We start from the raw sequence: 18,192 nt of genomic DNA on the forward strand, positions 1-18,192 counted from the left end.
CAGCGGTTTTGCGATAACGACATGCATAAAAACAAGAATCTAAAGCGCGTCGCACAAGGCCGGTCGAACGCGACGCGCTTTAGAATTTTCGACAGCAAGCCTCAGGCGGCTGCGCTCAGTCCCAGCCTCTCGAGCGCCAGCTTTCTAGTCGAGACATAGTCGGTCTTGCCGGAGCCCAGTACCGGGATCTCCTCGACCTTGACGATGTCGTTCGGCACCATCAGTTCGGCCGCCCCGGCTCTTTTGCCGAATTCGCGCAATTCGTCGGGATCGGCATTGTCGGCCGTGGTGACCAGAACGAGGCGCTCGCCGCGCCGCTTGTCCGGCACTGCCACCACGGCGTGATGCTCTTCCGGCCACAGCGACTGCACCAGCATCTCGACCGCGCCAAGCGATACCATCTCGCCGGCTATCTTGGCGAAGCGCTTGGCGCGGCCGCGAATGGTGATGAAGCCTTCGCGATCGACCGAAACGATATCGCCGGTATCGTGCCAGCCTTCGAGCGGCTGCAACTCGCCCGGCCGGTCGCCGGTCATGTAGCCCATCATCAGGTTCGGCCCGTCGAGCCACAGCCGGCCGGCGTCGCTGATGCCTTCGACCGGTTCGAGTTTCATGCGCATGGCCGGCAGCAGCCGCCCGACCGTTCCGTCGCGGCCGTGGATGGCGGTGTTGACGGCAACCACTGGTGCGGCCTCGGTCAAACCAAAACCTTCGATGATCTCGGCCTGGAAGCGCTCGCGGTAAACCCGGCGCGTCTCCGGCTTCACCGCCTCGGCACCGGCCACGACGAAGCGCAGGCTGGAAAAATCGCCGTCCTTGGCGGTGCGGGCATAGTTGGCGAGGAACGTGTCGGTGCCGAACATCACCGTCGGCCGGACCTTGCGCGCCACCTCCGGAATAAGTTTGTAGTGGAGCGGTGACGGGTAGAGGAACAGCTTTACTCCGGTGACCAGCGGCAGGATGGTGCCGCCGGTCAGCCCGAACGAGTGGAACACCGGCAGCACGTTGAGCAGGATATCGGCCGGCGAGATGGTGATGCGAGCTTCCGCCTGCATCGCATTGGCAAGAAGGTTCCGGTGCGACAGCACCACGGCCTTGGGCGTGCCTTCCGAGCCGGAGGTGAACAGGATCACCGCCGGCTTGGCTGCGTCCTGGCGCTGCAACGGCCAGCGCCACAGCAAGGCGGCTGCGGCCTTGTCCAGCACGGTCACGCTTGCGCGGACATCCTCCAGCCACAGCAGTTTCGCCCCGCCCTTTTCCACCGCCTCGACGATGTCGGCGAGGTTGGCCTTTTCGACAAAGGCGCGTGAGGAGACCACGGTTCGGATCATCGCCGTGCGGACGGCGGCGGTGACGCTGGCCGGGCCGGCGGTATAGTTGATCATTGCTGCCACCCGCGCAGCCGACAAAAGTCCGACGAACGACAGCACGACGCCATTGGCGTTGGGCAGGAGCAGCCCAACCGCTTCGCCCGGCGCTGTTATTGCCTCGAACCGTCGGCCCAAAACCCTGGCGCCGATGAACACTTTCCGGTAGCTCAGGGCACCGCTAATGACGTCCTCGATTATTGGGTGCGAAGCGCCAACACGGTCGGCCGCATCGCGCATGGCGAGGAACAGCCCTCGGTCGAGATCACTGCCGAAAAGCCTGGCCTCGGCGAAGCGATCAAACAGCGCATTGGTGTTGGAGGCCTGATCTGGGTTCCGCGCCACCAGCTCGGCGATGGTCATCGGCTCCAGCGCGCTGATCGACAGCTGCGGAAACCAATGGCGCGGCGCCTTGTCCGCCGGCGTCAGCGAGGCCGGCAGGCTGCGTGCGCCGGCAACGAAGACCGGCACGATACGGGCGTCGGCCTGCATGGCGATACGGGTGATGGCGCGAAACAACCGAAACGACTTGACGTCTGGCTCGACCGCATCCGGCAGGTAAACGGCGAGCCGGCCCTTGCCCTTCAGCACCCGCACCAATCTGCGGCTGACGAAGACATGCTCGGCGTTGAAGGCGATGGTGCGGCCGAGCTCGCGCCACGGCTCCAGCCACGGCGATCTGGCCGAAGCCTGGTCGAGGATGTGCAGCGTATCCTCCGGCAGCAGCGACAGCATCAGCGCCGGCTCGATGCGTGACTGATGCCAGATGACATAGATGACCGGGGCCACCGACCTGCGCGCAATCTTGATGCGGTCGTCGCTGATCCGGTAGGCGAGCTTGAACGGCACGTAGAGCAGCGCCTGGCTCAAACGCAGGCCGAGGCGGAACTTCTCCACCACGCCGATCAGCAGCCAGGCCGCGACAAGACCCGCAAGCAGCGCCAGTGTCAGGATCATCGCCGCATCTCCCAACGATCTCACGTCGCGGCTCTTCACCGGCCGCTTCGGGTGAGAACCTAGCCGAAGTTGGATCAACGTCAATGCGGCTCCATTTTTCCCTCTCTCCTATGTTTGATTCGCCTATGTTGATTCGGCTCGGCTGCTTATCGCAGCTACGCCGCTTTCATCCTTCCGCTGATGAAGCGGAATTCCTGCGTCTTGCCGCCAAAGCCATAGGCGGCCGCAGGCACTTCATGCACGAGGGCGTAGCTTTCCTCATGCACCTTACCCAGCAGCCGGCCGAATGCCGCGAAAATTGCCTGCAGATACGCCTCCAGTTCGAGCTTGGTGTTGGTACCGTCGACAACCTTGATGTCGAGCCAGGCCGTGTTGGTGCCATGCTCGGCCAGCGACTTGCCGCCGGCGAACCAGTGCTCGGGGTCGCGATAGGAAATGGCAACAGCTGTGATCGTGGCGTCCTTGCGCAGATGCGTGGCTGTCAGTTCGGTCACTTCCCTGGCAATGGCGGCGGACAAAGCGGCATCGGGCTTGCCGGTAACGCTGACATTGATGATCGGCATGTTTCTTCTCCTCGGTTTCAAGCGGCGCCTCTTCGCCGTCGAGAAAATCATGCCATCGTCCTTTGATCAAAAAAATAGAATTGTTTTTGATAAACACTTTGATAGCATCGAATTATGCAGTTGTTCGATCCCGACCTCCTCAAGACTTTCCTCGCTTTCGTCGATGGCGGTTCCCTGGCGCGGGCCGCGTCGATCGTCGGTCGCTCGCCGTCCGCAGTGACCGCGCAGATGCAGCGGCTGGAGGATGTTGTCGGCGAACCGCTGCTGGTGCCGCAGGGGCGAGGGCGCGGCCTGACGCCGGCAGGCGAGGATCTGATCGTTCACGCGCGTCGCATCCTTGCCGCGCACCGCGAGGCGTGGCTGGCCCTCAAAGGCGCGCACGCCGACGGGCGCGTCGCCATCGGCACCACGCAGGATTTCGCCGACAGCGGCTTGCCGCAGCTTCTCAGGGCTTTTGCTGTCAGCCATCCGCGCGTCAGGATCGAACTGCGCGTCGGCCGTTCCGCCGAACTGGCGCAGGCTTTGCAGGCCGGCACCCTTGATCTGGCCATTGCCATGCGGCAGGTGCCGACACGGGACGAAGTCGGTGTGCTCAAGGAACCAATGATCTGGCTTTGCTCACAGAACGGGCTGGCCACCCGCCACGACGAACTGCCCTTGGCGTTGCTCGATCCCCATTGCGGGTTTCGCGAAGCGGCGACCAGTGCACTCGATGCGGCCGGCCGTCGCTACCGCATTGCTGCCGGCAGTGCCAGCCTTGCCGGCCTGCGCACGGCGGTGCACGCCGGCATCGCCTTGACGTTGAGGACGGCGCGCTTCGCTCATTCCGGCATCGCCGAGGCGCCGCGCGATCTTGATCTGCCGCCGGTGCCGGTCGCCGAATTCGCCGTCCGCTTGCGTGAGGATGCCGACCGGCCGGCGCAGGATCTGGCAGCGTTGTTCAGCGGCAACCTGGCCTTGGCCAATTGAGCCAGCAAAGAAAAAGCCGACCTTGCGGTCGGCTTCTGAGTAGGACGGGCCGAGGGGTTTGGGGGGACTTGGGGTGGCCCGTCGCAGCCATAATGCCTGAGCCCTATGATGGTTCCATGACTTTTCAAATTAATTTTCAGGACCGGATTTCTCGTGATCGGACCACCAACTCGCGCTCGGACGCGGCGAGGATTGGTCATGCATCCGCTGCGCGCTGCCTGGCCATCAGCCAGTCGCGGCCGGCGTGAGCGAACACCGCGCAAAGCACGATGGCGCCACCGACCATGCTGGCTGCCGGCGGGATCTCCGCCAGGAACAGGAAGGCAAACAGAATCGCGAATGGCACTTCAGCTGAACCCAGCAATCCGGACTCGGCCGCCGGAATAAGCCGGGTGCCCTCCGTCCACAGGATCGAAGCCAGCGCGAACGAGGCGCCGAAGGTGGCCAGAAGCACAGCGTCCCTGGCCGAGACAGCCAGCGGATCGGCGACGAACCAGCCGAGCACGAACAAAACGAATGCCGACACCGCACCCGCCCACACCACCGGCGTGTCGCGGAAGGCGCGCACCATGATCATGTAGAGCGCGCTGCCGATCGTCATCAGCAGCGCCAGCCCGTCGCCGAACAAATGGCCGGTGCCGAAGCCGGACCAGACCATGATTGCCACACCGCATAATGACACAGCGGCGGCGGCAAGCGTCTGCAGCCGGAACGGCTCGCGGACCAACAGGAGGGCCAGCAGCGCGGTGACGAACGGGGCCGTGGCATAGATGATCGCGACATTGGCGACAAAGGTGAACTTGAACGCCGAGATAAAGGCGATGCTTGCGAGCGCGCCCTCGATCGCCAGCAGCCAGCCTCGCCAGCCGAGCCGCAAGCTGTCGCGACCGCCGGAGCGCTGGCGGCGCCATAGGACATAGAGGCTGATCAGGATCGAGCCGACGAAGCCGCGCCAGCAGGTAATGGTCAGGGGGTCGGCATGGATCAATTTGGTCAGCACGCCGGTGAGGCCGAAGACGGCCGCCGATGCCGAGACCAGGATGATGCCGAGGGTACGCTCGCGGGCGCTTTCCACTGTGCATGGCATGTCCAGCGATCCCGTCATCTCACCAGCCTACGCTGCCCTTCCTGACACCATAGTGTCAGCTTGAGGCGTCCTGCATCGAAAACAGCAGGTAGGCAGCCCCGGTGAACAGGATTCCGGCAAGAGCCCGTTCGCGGGTTTTCACGATGGCGATATCGGCCATATGTCCGGCGGCCTTACGAATGTGTTGCGAGAGACGGTGTGATGGCGTTGGATGCTCCCCGTATCGTCAGGCTATACCGGCGAAACCCTGCCAAGCGCTACGCCAGCGGGGACTTGCGTTTGGGCAGGCGGCATCGCCTTAGGCAGCGAAGCCAGGCAACTATGGGAGAGAAACGAAATGGACGCGATCGCATTGAAGGCCATGCAGGCGCCGCTGAAGGTGGCCTATCGCGACGACGCCTCGCGCGCGCTGATTACTCTCCGCGCCAAAGGCTCGATCGACGACCAATCGATCGCCTGCAAGGTCGAGACAGGCAGGGCGATCGCCATTGCCGGGCTGCATCCGGCGACCGGCGGCACCGGGCTCGAACTCTGCTCCGGCGACATGCTGCTGGAGGCACTGGTGGCTTGCGCCGGCGTCACGCTGAAGGCGGTAGCGACGGCGCTGGAATTCAAGCTTGGGGCCGCCACGGTGGAAGCCGAAGGCGACCTGGACTTTCGCGGCACGCTTGGCGTGGCAAAGGATGCGCCGGTTGGCTTCCGCGCCATCCGGCTGACATTTAGCCTCGACACCGACGAGCCGCAGGAGCGCATCGATGCGCTGCTCAAGCTGACCGAGCGCTACTGCGTCGTGTTGCAGACCATCAGCCAGAAGCCGGAGCTGACGGTAAGCGCGCGACGCTGACGATCTCCCCCTCAAGTGGGGAGATCACGCTGTCCTACTGCGCCGACGGCTCCTCGGCGTCGCCCTCGTCGGCGAAGGGCGAGGCGCTCGGCACGCACTGCACCGACCAGCCGGCCGGCGTCGGTTGCTTCTGGTATTCGGTTATGGCGAAGGCGCACTGTTCGCGGGTGTCGAATGTGCTGGGCAGCACGACCATGCCGCCTTGCGGGCCGGCGATCACCAGATACCAGACTAACGCTACGCTCGGTGCCGCCATGAGTATTTCCTCGCTCTGCTTGTTTTGGGAGTCGCACGATCCTAGCAACTCCGGCCCAGGGGCGAAAGCTGGGCCAAAGCGCGGCGTTAAGCCACGGTATCACAGCCACGTGATGTCGGGTCGTTTTTTTGGTTCAGTTCGCCGCAAAACAATAGAACAGGCCGTCGCCGCCGGTGCCCTTCAGCGCTTCCTGGCTGCAGCCACCGCGTGACGCATGCGAGGAATTCCACGATTTGGCGGCTGCCGAATCATCGAGGCCGGTACGATCGTGATGACCCATCATCGCCACACCTTCTGCTCCGCTCAGCGTCCAGTCGCCGCAGGTCTGGTCGGCTATTTTCGTGCCATCCGGCTTGGAGCCGGTCAACACGTCGTGCCGGTTGGGCGTGTCGCCGCGGCCGTTGACCATTTGGCCCTTTTCGTCGAGTGCCGTCTGTTTGGTGATGGCGTTGGCATCGCTATGCAGGGAAGCGACATCATCGGCGATCTTGACGCCCTTGGCGTTGAACCACGGGCCTTTGCCGATACGGTCGCGTGCATCGGTATCGCTGGTCGAGAGATAGGCGCGCCATGTCTTGCCGGTAACGCCCGCGGCTTCGGCCAGTGAACTACAATGGGCGTCGGCGCCGGCGAGACCGCCGAGATCGGCGCCTTTGCCGGAGCCGACGCTGGTGACGAAAAAGCTCATCGTTGCCTCCTGCGACGACGCGGCGCCGATCACTGCAAGCAGCGCGGTGGCAGTCAAGAGAAGCAGTCTCCGCATTTGGTCCTCCGTTTCTCGAATTGTGGCACCCGAACAACGTTGGTGCCGGCGCAATTCTTCCGGCAAAATGCGATGTGTGGCTACTCCGGCTGCCGGTAGGCGACAAAGCGATTGTGCTTGGCCTGGAAGATCAGCCCGGTCTCGTTGAGCGTAGGGCTGGCCAGCGGCACGATTCGCTTGGCGATCTCCGAAGGGTGCGGCAGTGTTTCAGGATCCTCGCCGGGTACGGCCTGCGCCCGCATCGCGGTGCGCGTTGCCCCGGGATCGGCGGCATTGACCCTGAGCGGCAGGTTTTCGGTCTCATGCGCCCATGAACGCGTCATGGCCTCGACCGCCGCCTTCGACGCCGCATAAGGCGCCCAGAAGGCGCGTGCGGAGTGGGCAAGGCTGGAGCTCAGCACGATAGCACGGCCGGCATCGGAAAGCCTGAGCAGCGGGTCGACCGAGCGGATCAGCCGCCATGTTGCTGTGACGTTGATGGTCATCACCTTCTCGAAGGTCTTGGCCTCGACATGGCCGATCGGGGCGATGACGCCGAGCACGGCGGCGTTGGCGACCAGTATGTCGAGCTTGCCCCAGCGCTCGTGGATGGCGCCGCCCAGCCGGTCGATCCCCGCCATGTCGGCAAGATCGAGCGGTACCAGCGTCGCCTGTCCGCCACCTGCCTTGATCTGGTCGTCGAGTTCTTCCAACCCGCCGACGGTGCGGGCAACCGCAATCACATGCGCACCGGCCGCGGCAAGCTCCCTGGCGATGAAATAGCCGATGCCGCGCGAGGCGCCGGTGACGACCGCAACGCGGCCGGAGAGGTCAAGGCTCATACGATGGATTCCGACAGGCAAGGTGAAACCGCCGTGAGGGGCTAAGGGGAGGCAGACAAACGGACCGGCAAGGCCTACGACCCGCCGGCCGCTAACAGTGACAGCGTGCGCACATTGTCGGAGCCTTCGAAGTCGGCAAGCCGGGTCGGATACTGGCCGGTGAAGCAGGCGTCGCAGAATTGCGGCTGCTCGTTGTCGCGGCCGGCCTCGCCGACGGCGCGGTAGAGCCCGTCGATCGACAGGAAGCCGAGCGAATCGACGCGGATGAACTCGGCCATCTCCTCCACCGACATTCGCGACGCCAGCAGCTTCGACTTTTCCGGTGTGTCGACGCCGTAAAAGCAGGAGGCGCGCGTCGGCGGCGAAGCGATGCGCATATGCACTTCCTTGGCGCCGGCATCGCGCACCATCTGGACGATCTTCTGGCTGGTGGTGCCGCGCACGATCGAATCGTCCACCAGCACCACGCGCTTGCCTTCGATCATGCGGCGGTTGGCGTTGTGCTTGAGCTTGACACCCATGTGGCGGATCGAATCGCCGGGCTGGATGAAGGTGCGGCCAACATAGTGATTGCGGATGATGCCGAGCTCGAACGGAATGCCCGCGGCCTGCGAAAAGCCGATCGCCGCCGGCGTACCCGAATCCGGCACCGGCACGACGATGTCGGCCTCGACCGGACTTTCCTGCGCCAGCTCGGCGCCGATGCGCTTGCGCACTTCATAGACGTTGCGGCCTTCGACCGACGAATCCGGTCGCGCGAAATAGACATATTCGAAGATGCAGAAGCGGGTCTTCTGCGGCTCGAACGGGAAAAGGCTTTCGATGCCCTTGCTGGTGACGACGACCATTTCGCCGGGCTTCAGGTCGCGCACGAAACGCGCACCGATAATATCGAGCGCGCAGGTCTCGGAGGCGAGAATCCAGGCGCCGTCGAGATCGCCGAGCACCAGCGGGCGGATGCCGAGCGGGTCGCGGCACCCGATCATCTTCTTGGACGTCATCGCCACCAGCGAGAAGGCGCCTTCGACTTGGCGCACCGCATCGATGAAGCGCGAATTCAGGTCGCGCTCCTTGCTGGTGGCAACCAGGTGCAGGAGCGTTTCGGTGTCGGAGGTGGAAGAGAAGATGGCGCCTTGCTTCTGCAGGGCGCGCTGAACGGTCATGGCGTTGGTGAGATTGCCGTTATGGGCGACGGCAAAGCCGCCATCGGCAAGTTCGGCGAAGAAAGGCTGGATATTGCGCAGACCGGCGCCGCCGGTGGTGGCATAGCGTGTGTGGCCGATAGCACGGTTGCCTTGCAGGCTGTCGATGACACGCTGCTTAGTAAAGGTGTCGCCGATCAGGCCGACATGGCGTTCGACATGGAATTGGGTGCCGTCATAGGAAACGATGCCGGCCGCTTCCTGGCCTCGATGCTGCAACGCATGCAGACCGAGCGTTACGATGGCTGCGGCGTCCTGCCGGCCGAAAATGCCGAACACGCCGCATTCGTCGTGGAAATGGTCATCGGCTTCGGCGGAAAGCACGTCGTCTGCGTCTGCCACTGAGGCTGCCATTGGGGCTCAAGCTCCGCTAAAGTCGCCATATAAGGTCATAGCGCATCGAAAGCAACGCACGTCGTGCGGCGTTCACATGATCGACAGTCTTGAGCCTGGCAAGTCCGTCGAAATCAGTTTGCCGGCGCCGGGTTTGCAGGTGCCGGCGTCGCGGGCGCATTGTCGGCCGGCGGCGCATCGCTGTCGTCGGGTGCCGGAGCAGTGGCGTCGTCGCCGGCGGCAGGGGCTTCCGCTGCAGGCGCGTCGGGGGCCAGAGGCGTCTCGGTGGCCGGCTGATTCGGATTGAGCTTGTTGAGGATGGCATTTTCCGGATCCTCGGGCAGCAGGCTTTCGAGCTTGGCGCCGATCGATTCGAGCAATGGCTTTGACTTGGCGTTGGCAATCCAGCCTGGAGCCTTGGCGCCGGCCAGCCAATTGAAGAAAAGCAGCGCGACAGCGACGACCAGGATGCCGCGCGCCGCGCCATAGAGGAAGCCAAGTGTACGATCGAGCGCGCCGATCCTGGAATCGATGATCCAGTCGGCGAGCTTCATGGTGATGACCGAAACGACGATCAGCGCGACAATGAAGACGATACCGGCGGCCGCCGCCATGGCGGCCTTTTCGTTGTCAACATAGGGCTGAATGTAAGGCAGCACCGGCTTGTAGAAGAAGAAGGCGGCGGCCGCGGCGGCTGCCCAGGAGATGATCGACAGGATCTCGCGAGAAAAGCCGCGAACCATAGCGAGCATCGCCGAGACCAGGGTGAAGCCGACGAGAATTCCGTCAAGCAGCGTAATCGGCATGTTTTTCGCCCCACTCCGATCTCTTTTTCACGGCCCGACGAGCCGCATCACTCTTGCTCGTCGGCGCGGCTGCGCCTAGAGCCGGCTATTCGCGCCACGAGATCGGCAAGCTCGGTGGGCTGGAAAGCGCTGGCTCCGATCCCCCCGACCGCATTACCACCAACAAGTTCCTCGCTGCCCAAGGGCAGAACCGCGCGTCCGAAACCCAGCTTTTCGGCTTCCTTGAGGCGCTGCTGCGCATGCGCAACCGGCCTCACCGCACCCGACAGGCTGATTTCGCCGAAATAGACGCAATCGGCGGGAAGGGCAAGACCGGTGAGCGAGGAAACCAGTGCCGCCGCCACTGCCAGGTCGGCCGCCGGCTCCGAAATGCGGTAGCCGCCGGCAACGTTGAGATAGACGTCGTGCGTGCCGAAGCGGACGCCGCAATGGGCTTCCAGAACCGCCAGGATCATCGACAGCCGGGCACCGTCCCAGCCGACGACGGCGCGGCGCGGTGTGCCCAGCGTCGATGGCGCCACCAGCGCCTGGATCTCGACCAGCACCGGCCGTGTGCCTTCCATGCCGGCGAAAACCGCGGCACCGGGCGACTTCGCATGGCGCTCACCGAGGAAAAGCTCGGACGGATTGGCGACTTCCCGCAAGCCCTTATCCGACATTTCGAAGACACCGATCTCATCGGTTGGCCCGAAGCGATTCTTGACCGTGCGCAGGATGCGGTAGTGGTGGCCGCCTTCGCCCTCGAAATAGAGCACCGCGTCGACCATGTGCTCGACGACGCGCGGTCCGGCGATCTGGCCCTCCTTGGTGACGTGGCCGACCAGAACGATCGCCGCCCCTGTGGATTTTGCGTAGCGGATCATCGCCTGGGCGGCGGCACGCACCTGGGTCACCGTGCCGGGCGCCGAATCGGCCATATCGGTCCACAGCGTCTGGATCGAATCGAGAATGACAAGATCCGGCCGCTTGCCATCGGCGATGGTGGCGAGGATGTCCTCGACATTGGTTTCGGCGGCGAGTTCGACCGGGGTGTCGGCGACGCCGAGCCGCTGGGCGCGCAGCCTGATCTGCGCGACCGCCTCTTCGCCCGAGACATAGACGATGCGGTGGCCCTTTGCCGCTAGCGCGGCCGCGGCCTGGGTGAGCAGCGTCGACTTGCCGATGCCGGGATCGCCGCCGACCAGCAGCGCCGAGCCGCGCACGAAGCCGCCGCCGGTGGCGCGGTCGAGTTCGCCGATGCCGGAGACGATGCGCGGCGCGTCCTCGATGTCGCCGGAGAGGCTGGTCAGCACCACCGCGCGGCCCTTGCGTGCATTGCGCGTATTGGCCGGGCCGGAACCTATGCCGCCTGACGTGCCTTCCTCGACCAGCGTGTTCCACTCGCCGCAGGCATCGCATTTGCCGGCCCAGCGCTGATGCACCGAACCGCAATTCTGGCAGATGAACTGGATACGGGATTTGGCCATCAGTTTATTGGTTCCAAGAGGTATTTGGAACGATCCCAGTAAATCGGCAAAGCATTTTCGACTGTATCGAAATGAGTGCGGCGCTGGCCGTTGCTCTGAGCCCAATTGTCGTATGCCGACCAACATGCATAGATGAACAAATTTACCGCCAAATCATTGTCTCGCCTGACTGCTTCATGCAGCGTTTCGAACAATCGCCTGAGCGCTAACGAGAGGCGGCGGTCCTGAAGCCGATGCATGAGAAGGAATGCACACCCGATCGCAGCGACAGACGTACTCTGCCGAGAGTCCCCTGACCAAAGTGCCAAAAGGCCCAGAAGATTATCGATGTCGCGAGTCGTTCCCAGCTTCCAAATCCGATAGAGGCCGGTCACTGCCGCGCTTCGCGAATAGTCTTCGACATGCTTGGCAAGGAATTTCCTCACCAATTCAACGTTCTCGGGCGTCGGTTCGCTTGAGTAGCAGAACACCAGCAAACCGGCGTGCGATTCCGTGCGAGAAATTGACCCGGCAGATCTCAAATATTCAGTGAGTTGCGCGCGTTCATCCTCGGAGATGTCATACTCTTCGAATTTTATCCTTTGGTAGATATCGCTAAAGTCCAATCGGCTGCTCCGCGACAATGCCTACTCGAACCGGTCCGGCAAATGATGCTCCTCGGCGAGGTCCGAGAAGCGGGTGAATTCGCCCTGGAAGGCGAGGCTGACCGATCCCGTTGGGCCGTGGCGCTGTTTGGCGACGATGACCTCGGCCTTGCCGCGCATCTCGTTCATCTCGTGTTCCCATTTGATGTATTCGTCGGTGCCCGGCTTCGGCTCGCGGTTCTTCAGATAATATTCCTCGCGGTAGACGAACAGCACCACGTCGGCGTCCTGCTCGATGGAGCCCGATTCGCGCAGATCCGAAAGCTGCGGGCGCTTGTCGTCGCGGCTCTCGACCTGGCGCGACAGCTGCGACAGCGCGATGATCGGCACCGCCAGCTCCTTGGCTAGTGCCTTGAGGCCGGTGGTGATCTCGGTGATTTCCTGGACGCGGTTTTGCGAGGATTTCGCGCTCGATCCCTGCATCAGCTGGATATAGTCGATAACGATGACGTCGAGGCCGCGCTGGCGCTTCAGGCGACGCGCGCGGGCCGACAGCTGAGCGATGGAAATGCCGCCGGTCTGGTCGATGAACAGCGGGATTTTCTGCATTGTCTGCGAGCAGGCGACCAGCTTTTCGAAATCCATCTCGCTGATCTCGCCGCGCCGGATTTTCGACGACGGGATTTCCGTCTGTTCGGAAATAATGCGGGTGGCCAGCTGTTCGGATGACATTTCGAGCGAAAAGAAGCCGACGACGCCGCCATTGGCCGCCTTGAACGAGCCGTCCGCCTGCTGCGCCGGGACATAGGCCTCGGCGATGTTGAAGGCGATATTGGTGGCGAGCGAGGTCTTGCCCATGCCGGGGCGGCCGGCAATGATGATCAGGTCGGACGACTGCAGGCCGCCCATGCGGCGGTCGAGATCGCGCAAGCCGGTAGCAACGCCCGACAAATGCCCGTCGCGCATATAAGCCGCATTGGCCATGTCGACGGCGGTCTTGACGGCATCGGTGAAGCTCTCGAAGCCGCCATCGTAGCGGCCGGTTTCGGCCAATTCGAACAGGCGCCGCTCGGCATCCTCGATCTGGTCGGAGGGCGACATGTCGACCGGCGCGTCATAGGCGATGTTGACCATGTCCTCGCCGACAGTGATTAGCGCGCGCCGCGTCGCCAGATCGTAGATGGCGCGGCCATAGTCGGTGGCGTTGACGACGGTGACGGCCTCGACCGCCAACCGCACGACATATTGCGCCACCGTCATGTCGCCGACCTTCTCGTCGGCCGGCAGGAAGGTCTTCAGCGTGATCGGCGTCGCGATCTTGCCCATGCGGATGAGCTCGGCAGCGACCTCGAAGATCTTTCTATGCAGCGGCTCGTAGAAATGGCCGGGCTTCAGGAAGTCGGAGACGCGGTAGAAGGCATCGTTGTTGACCAGTATGGCGCCGAGCAGCGCCTGCTCGGCCTCGATATTGTTCGGCGCCTCGCGATAGAGCGGTGTTTCCGCCACGCCGAATTTTCGTGCTGCCTCTGCCATGATGTCCCCGGTCCTGATCCCCGTCTCTCGATATCAGAACGAGACAAGTCGGTGATGACTTATCTGCATCAGTCCCCAACCAACCAACTTTGATGCCCGCGATTCACAGCCAGGATCTTTCGGTGGAAAGAATCTCGATTGACTCGAATCAAGATGGCGAGCCTAGCCGTTCTCGGGCGAGAACAAAACAGGAAAATAGCTGCCGGTCATTCCGGCAAGGCATCACCCCAATCCAGTCGCCGCGCGGCCTTGAACGTCTCGCCGTCGCGCTTGGTGAACAGTCGCTCGGCAGCACCCCCATCCTGTTCGCAAAGCTTCAGCAAGACCTTGCCGGACCCCGACTTCGGCGGTGCGATCACTCGCGCTCGAGGCGGAGCGGCCGGATGGCGGGAGGCCGCGACAAAGATGAATTTCTCGTCCTCCCACGGCACCTCGGCATCCTTGGCCAGACGGTGCAGGCGCGAGCGGGCGACGCGGCGGGCGAAATGGCACCAGTCGGGGGCAACGAGCGGGCAGGGCGCCTCATGCGGGCAGGGCGCAAGCACGTGCGCGCCCGCCTCGATCAACTGCCGCCGCACGGCAAGAATACGCTGCCAGCCGGCCGGCGTGCCCGGCTCGACCACCAGCAGCGTGTCTGCGGTCAGCTGCCAGAGCCGGTCGACGAGTTTTGCCAGCGATGCCGGCGCGATCTCATCCAGCACATAGGCTGAAGTCACCAGCTGGGCCGGCTCCAGATCGACCAGGTCGATGGTGATGTCGCCGGTCCGCCAGGCGGTCCTGGCCGTGATCGCATCCGCGGCAAGTGCTTCGCCGACCCTTCGTACCGCGGCGCCGGCCTCGAGCAGCACCGCCTGTTCGAGATCCGGCCAGAGATTGATTGTGGCCCAAAGCACCGTGCCAGGGCCGGCGCCGACATCGAGCAAGGTCTTCGGAGCATAGTCGGGCCGAGACTCGCCCACCGCATCGAGGCTGGCGCGAACGGCCGCATAGGTCGCCGGTAGCCGCGTTGCCAGATAGGCCTTCACCGCCATGTCTTCGGCCATGTGCAGGCGACCGTCGCGCAACTCTGCGCGGTAGCGGTCCGACAGCGTCTTTGCCGCTTGCTTAAGCATCGGCAAAGGCACCTGTTCGAGAAGGCGGTCGACGCCTTGTCTAAGCGGGACGGGCAGTTCCATCGCTTAGGCAGTCCGAGGTGCGAGCAGAATGACCGAGGCGCCAACGATGCAGATCGCGGCACCGGCAAGATCCCAGCGGTCGGGGTGCACGCCTTCCGCCAGCCACAGCCAGGCCAGCGAGGCGGCAATGTAGATGCCGCCATAGGCGGCGTAGGCCCGGCCCGCCGCGCTGGTGTCGACCAGCGCCAGCAGCCACGCGAATAGCACGAGCGAGACGAGACCGGGCGCCAACCACAGCGGCGACTTGTCCAGCCGCCACCACGCCCAGAACGAAAAGCAGCCGGCGATCTCGGCAAGTGCGGCGGCGACGTAGAGGAGGTAGGTCATGAAAAAGGGTCCCGCGTTTGACGGGACCCTTTTCAGAGTGCCGGCCGGCAATGGCAAGTGGCGATGGCGTGATGCCGGCAGTCTACTCCGGATCCGCCACCTTGCGGCGGCGAGTGGGCTTGGCAACCGGAGCCTTTTCGCGACGTCCAAGATCGCGCATCTCCAGCGCCTTCTCGCAACTGGCCATGTAGTCGCGCGTCATCGGCAGCGTGTCGTTCTTCTTGGCAATCTGGATCTGGAAGATCACCAGATCCTGCCAGCGGAAGGCAGCTTCCGAGGCGGCAAGATAGAACTCCCACATGCGGCAGAAGCGCTCGTCATAAATCGCCCTGGCCTTGTCGCGGTTGGCCGCGAAGCGCTCGCCCCAATGCTTCAGCGTCTCGGCATAATGCAGCCGCAGAACCTCGATGTCGGTGACGACGAGCCCCGATTTTTCGATGGCCGGCATCACTTCGGATAGCGACGGGATGTAGCCGCCCGGGAAGATGTACTTGCGGATGAAGGCGCTGGTTGCCCACGGCACGCCGGAGCGGCCGATCGTGTGCAGCAGCATGACGCCGTCCGGCTTCAGCAGCGTCGCCGACTTGTCGAAGAAGGTGCGGAAATGATTGACCCCGACATGCTCGAACATGCCGACCGAGACGATGCGGTCGAAACGTTCATTGAGTTCGCGATAGTCCTTGATGTCGAAATGCACCCGGTTTTGCAGGCCTTGCGCATGGGCGCGGTCGGTGGCGACGCCGTGCTGCTCGGTCGACAGCGTCACGCCCTGTACGTCGACGTCGAACGCCTTGGCTAGATAGAGCCCAAGCCCACCCCAGCCGGAGCCGATATCAAGAACCGTCTGGCCCGCCTTCAGCCTGAGCTTGGCGGCGATATGGCGCTTCTTGGCTGCTTGGGCCTCGTCGAGCGTCATGTCCGGCTGCTCGAAATAGGCGCAGGAATATTGCATGTCCTCATCGAGGAAGAGGCGGTAGAGGTCGCCCGACAGATCGTAATGGCGCTGCACGTTGCGGCGCGCCCGCGACGCCGTGTTGATCTGCTGCAGGCGCCGGAAGGCGTGGCGCAGACCTTCGATCGCCTTCGACCAGGTGGCATCGATACCGCCGCTGCCCATGTTCTGGAAGGCAATCCGCATCACCCCCAGCACGCCGCCCTCGAGAATGTCGAGTTCACCGTCCATGTAGGCTTCCGGCACCGCCAGCATCGGATCGAAGGTTATTGCGCGCTCGGCATGCCTTGTCTTGATGTGCATGTGCACCGGCTCGCCGCTGCCGTCACCGAAAGTCACCATCGAGCCTTGCGGCCCTGTCACCTTGAGATTGCCTGTGCGGACCAGGCGGTCGAGAACGCGTTTCAGCAGAATATTCATGACCAATTGTCCCCTCTCGGCCAGACATGCTGTCCTATTCTGCATCAAGATATAGGGGTTCGAAAAGTTCCATTTGGCATAAAAATGCCCGGGTACGAGGCCCGGGCATTGGTCCAGAATAGCGATTAGCCGGCGAATGCCGACGAATGACGATCAGCCGTTGTCTTCGCCGCCTTCGAACTCCGCATTCGGATCGAAGAAGTTTTCCGGCCGCGCATTATCGTTGATGTCCTCGCCGTAGATGGCTTCGGCGGTGGTCAGTGTTTCGCCCTTGGCCTGGCGCTCGGCTTCGTCGGCCGTGCGGGCAATGTTGAGCGTGATGGTAACCTCGACTTCCGGGTGCAGCGCGATCGCCACATTGGTGACGCCGATGGTCTTGATTGGCTGGTTGAGCAGGATCTGGTTGCGGTTGACCGAAAAACCTTCCGCCGTCACCAGCTCGGCGATGTCGCGCGTCGAGACCGAACCATAAAGCTGACCGGTTTCGCCGGCCGAGCGCACGGCGATGAAGCTCTTGCCGTCGAGCTTTTCTGCAATCTGCGCGGCTTCGGACTTGCGCTCCAGGTTGCGGGCTTCAAGCTGGGCCCTCTGTCCCTCGAACTTCTTCTTGTTAGCTTCGTTGGCGCGCAGCGCCTTGCCTTGCGGCAGCAGGAAATTGCGGGCGAACCCGTCCTTGACCTTGACGGTATCGCCCATCTGGCCGAGGCGGGAAACGCGTTCGAGAAGAATGACTTCCATGGTTTTGTTCCTTCGCTTGGGCGCTATCCTCAGGATCGGCGCCGAGTTGTCTGGAACAGGTCAGGAAGCTGGGGCGTCGCCGCCTGTGTCGCTGTCCTGCCTGTCGCGGCAGTTAGGATCTCTTGTCGAAATCCAACCCGGGATTTGGTGTTCGATCCGGCTACGCCCGTCGTGGCCGGTGAAAAGCGGGCGGCGAACCGCCCGCTGGCTAGACCATGATCCCGAAAAGTGGAAACCGGTTTTCGGATAAGATCATGGTCAACTAATCAGTGTTAGCGGACCACGTAGGGCAGCAGGCCGAGGAAGCGGGCGCGCTTGATCGCCTTGGCGAGTTCGCGCTGCTTCTTCTGGCTGACGGCGGTGATACGCGATGGCACGATCTTGCCGCGCTCGGAGATGTAGCGCTGCAGAAGCCGCACGTCCTTGTAGTCGATCTTCGGCGCGTTGGCGCCGGAGAACGGGCAAGTCTTGCGGCGACGGTGGAAGGGGCGCCGGGTTGGGATCTGGTTGATGTCGACCATTATTCTGCGGCTCCTTCAAAGCCTTCGCGCGGACGGCGCGGGCCACGATCGGCACCGCCATCGCCGAAGCTGCGCGGCGGACGATCACCACGGTCACCGCGATCGCGGTCGCCGAATGAGCGCGGGCCACGATCGCCACGGTCGCGGTCGCCGAAGCCGCCGCGTTCCGAGCGCTCTTCGCGCTTCTGCATCATTGCCGACGGACCTTCCTCATGCGCATCGACCTTGATGGTCAGGAAACGCAGCACGTCCTCGGACAGGCCCATCTGGCGCTCCATTTCATTGAGCGCGGCCGGCGGGCAGGTGATGTCCATGAGTGTATAATATGCCTTCCGGTTCTTGTTGACCCGGTAGGTGAGGGACTTCAGTCCCCAGTTCTCGACCCGGCCGACGGACCCGCCATTCGCGGTGATGACGCCCTTGTACTGTTCGACAAGCGCATCGACCTGCTGCTGCGAGAGGTCCTGCCGGGCAAGAAACACATGTTCGTATAGAGCCATAGTGTTTG

Annotated in this window: 19 protein-coding genes; 2 read left to right on the forward strand and 17 right to left on the reverse strand. The window is 63.3% G+C overall.

All coding sequences use genetic code 11. The features are described 5' to 3' along the window. Positions 1-101: 101 nt before the first annotated feature. Both NKI41_RS19355 and NKI41_RS19360 read right to left on the reverse strand, forming a co-directional pair. On the reverse strand, positions 102-2,324 hold the full coding sequence (locus NKI41_RS19355) for an AMP-binding protein (protein WP_352684588.1): 2,223 nt from the start codon (positions 2,322-2,324) through the stop codon (positions 102-104). Positions 2,325-2,479: 155 nt separating this feature from the next. Further along, positions 2,480-2,887 carry a tautomerase family protein gene (locus tag NKI41_RS19360; RefSeq protein ID WP_352684590.1) on the reverse strand — a complete coding sequence of 136 codons (408 nt, stop codon included), beginning with the start codon at positions 2,885-2,887 and terminating at the stop codon, positions 2,480-2,482. Between the two features lie 114 nt (positions 2,888-3,001). On the opposite strand from NKI41_RS19360, the gene NKI41_RS19365 reads away from it, so the two are divergent. Next, positions 3,002-3,856 (forward strand): LysR substrate-binding domain-containing protein, encoded by an 855-nt coding sequence (locus NKI41_RS19365; RefSeq protein WP_352684592.1) that lies wholly within the window; start codon positions 3,002-3,004, stop codon positions 3,854-3,856. A gap of 196 nt (positions 3,857-4,052) precedes the next feature. On the opposite strand, the gene NKI41_RS19370 is transcribed toward NKI41_RS19365, so the two are convergent. Further along, a complete protein-coding gene (locus NKI41_RS19370; RefSeq protein ID WP_502901220.1) occupies positions 4,053-4,961 on the reverse strand; it encodes a DMT family transporter in 909 nt (302 codons plus the stop codon). 319 nt (positions 4,962-5,280) lie between these two features. On the opposite strand from NKI41_RS19370, the gene NKI41_RS19375 reads away from it, so the two are divergent. Continuing rightward, positions 5,281-5,787, forward strand: a complete 507-nt coding sequence (locus NKI41_RS19375) for an OsmC family protein (protein ID WP_352684594.1) — start codon at positions 5,281-5,283, stop codon at positions 5,785-5,787. A 34-nt stretch (positions 5,788-5,821) separates the two neighbouring features. On the opposite strand, the gene NKI41_RS19380 is transcribed toward NKI41_RS19375, so the two are convergent. From NKI41_RS19380 to rpsF, 14 genes are all read right to left on the reverse strand, one after another. Further along, positions 5,822-6,043 carry a hypothetical protein gene (locus NKI41_RS19380; protein WP_254820234.1) on the reverse strand — a complete coding sequence of 74 codons (222 nt, stop codon included), beginning with the start codon at positions 6,041-6,043 and terminating at the stop codon, positions 5,822-5,824. Between the two features lie 133 nt (positions 6,044-6,176). Continuing rightward, the gene (locus tag NKI41_RS19385; protein ID WP_352684597.1) at positions 6,177-6,806 is read right to left on the reverse strand and encodes a hypothetical protein; all 630 of its coding nucleotides are present in this window, start codon (positions 6,804-6,806) and stop codon (positions 6,177-6,179) included. Positions 6,807-6,886: 80 nt separating this feature from the next. Further along, positions 6,887-7,627: an SDR family NAD(P)-dependent oxidoreductase gene (locus NKI41_RS19390; protein ID WP_352684599.1), complete on the reverse strand. Its 741-nt coding sequence runs from the start codon at positions 7,625-7,627 to the stop codon at positions 6,887-6,889. 74 nt (positions 7,628-7,701) lie between these two features. Next, complete coding sequence (purF, locus tag NKI41_RS19395) at positions 7,702-9,171, reverse strand: amidophosphoribosyltransferase (RefSeq protein WP_023677717.1); 1,470 nt, start codon at positions 9,169-9,171, stop codon at positions 7,702-7,704. A 125-nt stretch (positions 9,172-9,296) separates the two neighbouring features. Next, positions 9,297-9,968, reverse strand: coding sequence for a CvpA family protein (locus NKI41_RS19400; RefSeq protein WP_023677716.1), 672 nt, complete (start codon positions 9,966-9,968; stop codon positions 9,297-9,299). Between the two features lie 47 nt (positions 9,969-10,015). Further along, positions 10,016-11,434 (reverse strand): DNA repair protein RadA, encoded by a 1,419-nt coding sequence (gene radA, locus NKI41_RS19405; protein WP_352471084.1) that lies wholly within the window; start codon positions 11,432-11,434, stop codon positions 10,016-10,018. After that, positions 11,434-12,039 (reverse strand): hypothetical protein, encoded by a 606-nt coding sequence (locus NKI41_RS19410; RefSeq protein ID WP_352453217.1) that lies wholly within the window; start codon positions 12,037-12,039, stop codon positions 11,434-11,436. The genes radA and NKI41_RS19410 overlap by 1 nt, the downstream gene beginning before the upstream one ends. A gap of 21 nt (positions 12,040-12,060) precedes the next feature. Next, positions 12,061-13,551: a replicative DNA helicase gene (locus NKI41_RS19415; protein ID WP_023677714.1), complete on the reverse strand. Its 1,491-nt coding sequence runs from the start codon at positions 13,549-13,551 to the stop codon at positions 12,061-12,063. A gap of 206 nt (positions 13,552-13,757) precedes the next feature. Continuing rightward, a complete protein-coding gene (locus NKI41_RS19420; RefSeq protein ID WP_352684603.1) occupies positions 13,758-14,726 on the reverse strand; it encodes a small ribosomal subunit Rsm22 family protein in 969 nt (322 codons plus the stop codon). 3 nt (positions 14,727-14,729) lie between these two features. Then, entirely contained in the window at positions 14,730-15,053 is a 324-nt protein-coding gene (locus tag NKI41_RS19425) for a YnfA family protein (RefSeq protein ID WP_352467171.1), read from the reverse strand. A gap of 82 nt (positions 15,054-15,135) precedes the next feature. Further along, positions 15,136-16,425 carry a cyclopropane fatty acid synthase gene (locus tag NKI41_RS19430; protein ID WP_352471088.1) on the reverse strand — a complete coding sequence of 430 codons (1,290 nt, stop codon included), beginning with the start codon at positions 16,423-16,425 and terminating at the stop codon, positions 15,136-15,138. Between the two features lie 153 nt (positions 16,426-16,578). Continuing rightward, positions 16,579-17,163 carry a 50S ribosomal protein L9 gene (gene rplI / locus NKI41_RS19435; RefSeq protein WP_254820243.1) on the reverse strand — a complete coding sequence of 195 codons (585 nt, stop codon included), beginning with the start codon at positions 17,161-17,163 and terminating at the stop codon, positions 16,579-16,581. Positions 17,164-17,435: 272 nt separating this feature from the next. Further along, positions 17,436-17,684, reverse strand: a complete 249-nt coding sequence (gene rpsR, locus NKI41_RS19440; RefSeq protein ID WP_006203718.1) for a 30S ribosomal protein S18 — start codon at positions 17,682-17,684, stop codon at positions 17,436-17,438. Further along, positions 17,684-18,184: a 30S ribosomal protein S6 gene (gene rpsF, locus NKI41_RS19445; protein WP_292663863.1), complete on the reverse strand. Its 501-nt coding sequence runs from the start codon at positions 18,182-18,184 to the stop codon at positions 17,684-17,686. The genes rpsR and rpsF overlap by 1 nt, the downstream gene beginning before the upstream one ends. Positions 18,185-18,192 lie beyond the last annotated feature (8 nt).

This window comes from Mesorhizobium sp. M0601, from assembly GCF_040320845.1.
GTDB lineage: Bacteria > Pseudomonadota > Alphaproteobacteria > Rhizobiales > Rhizobiaceae > Mesorhizobium.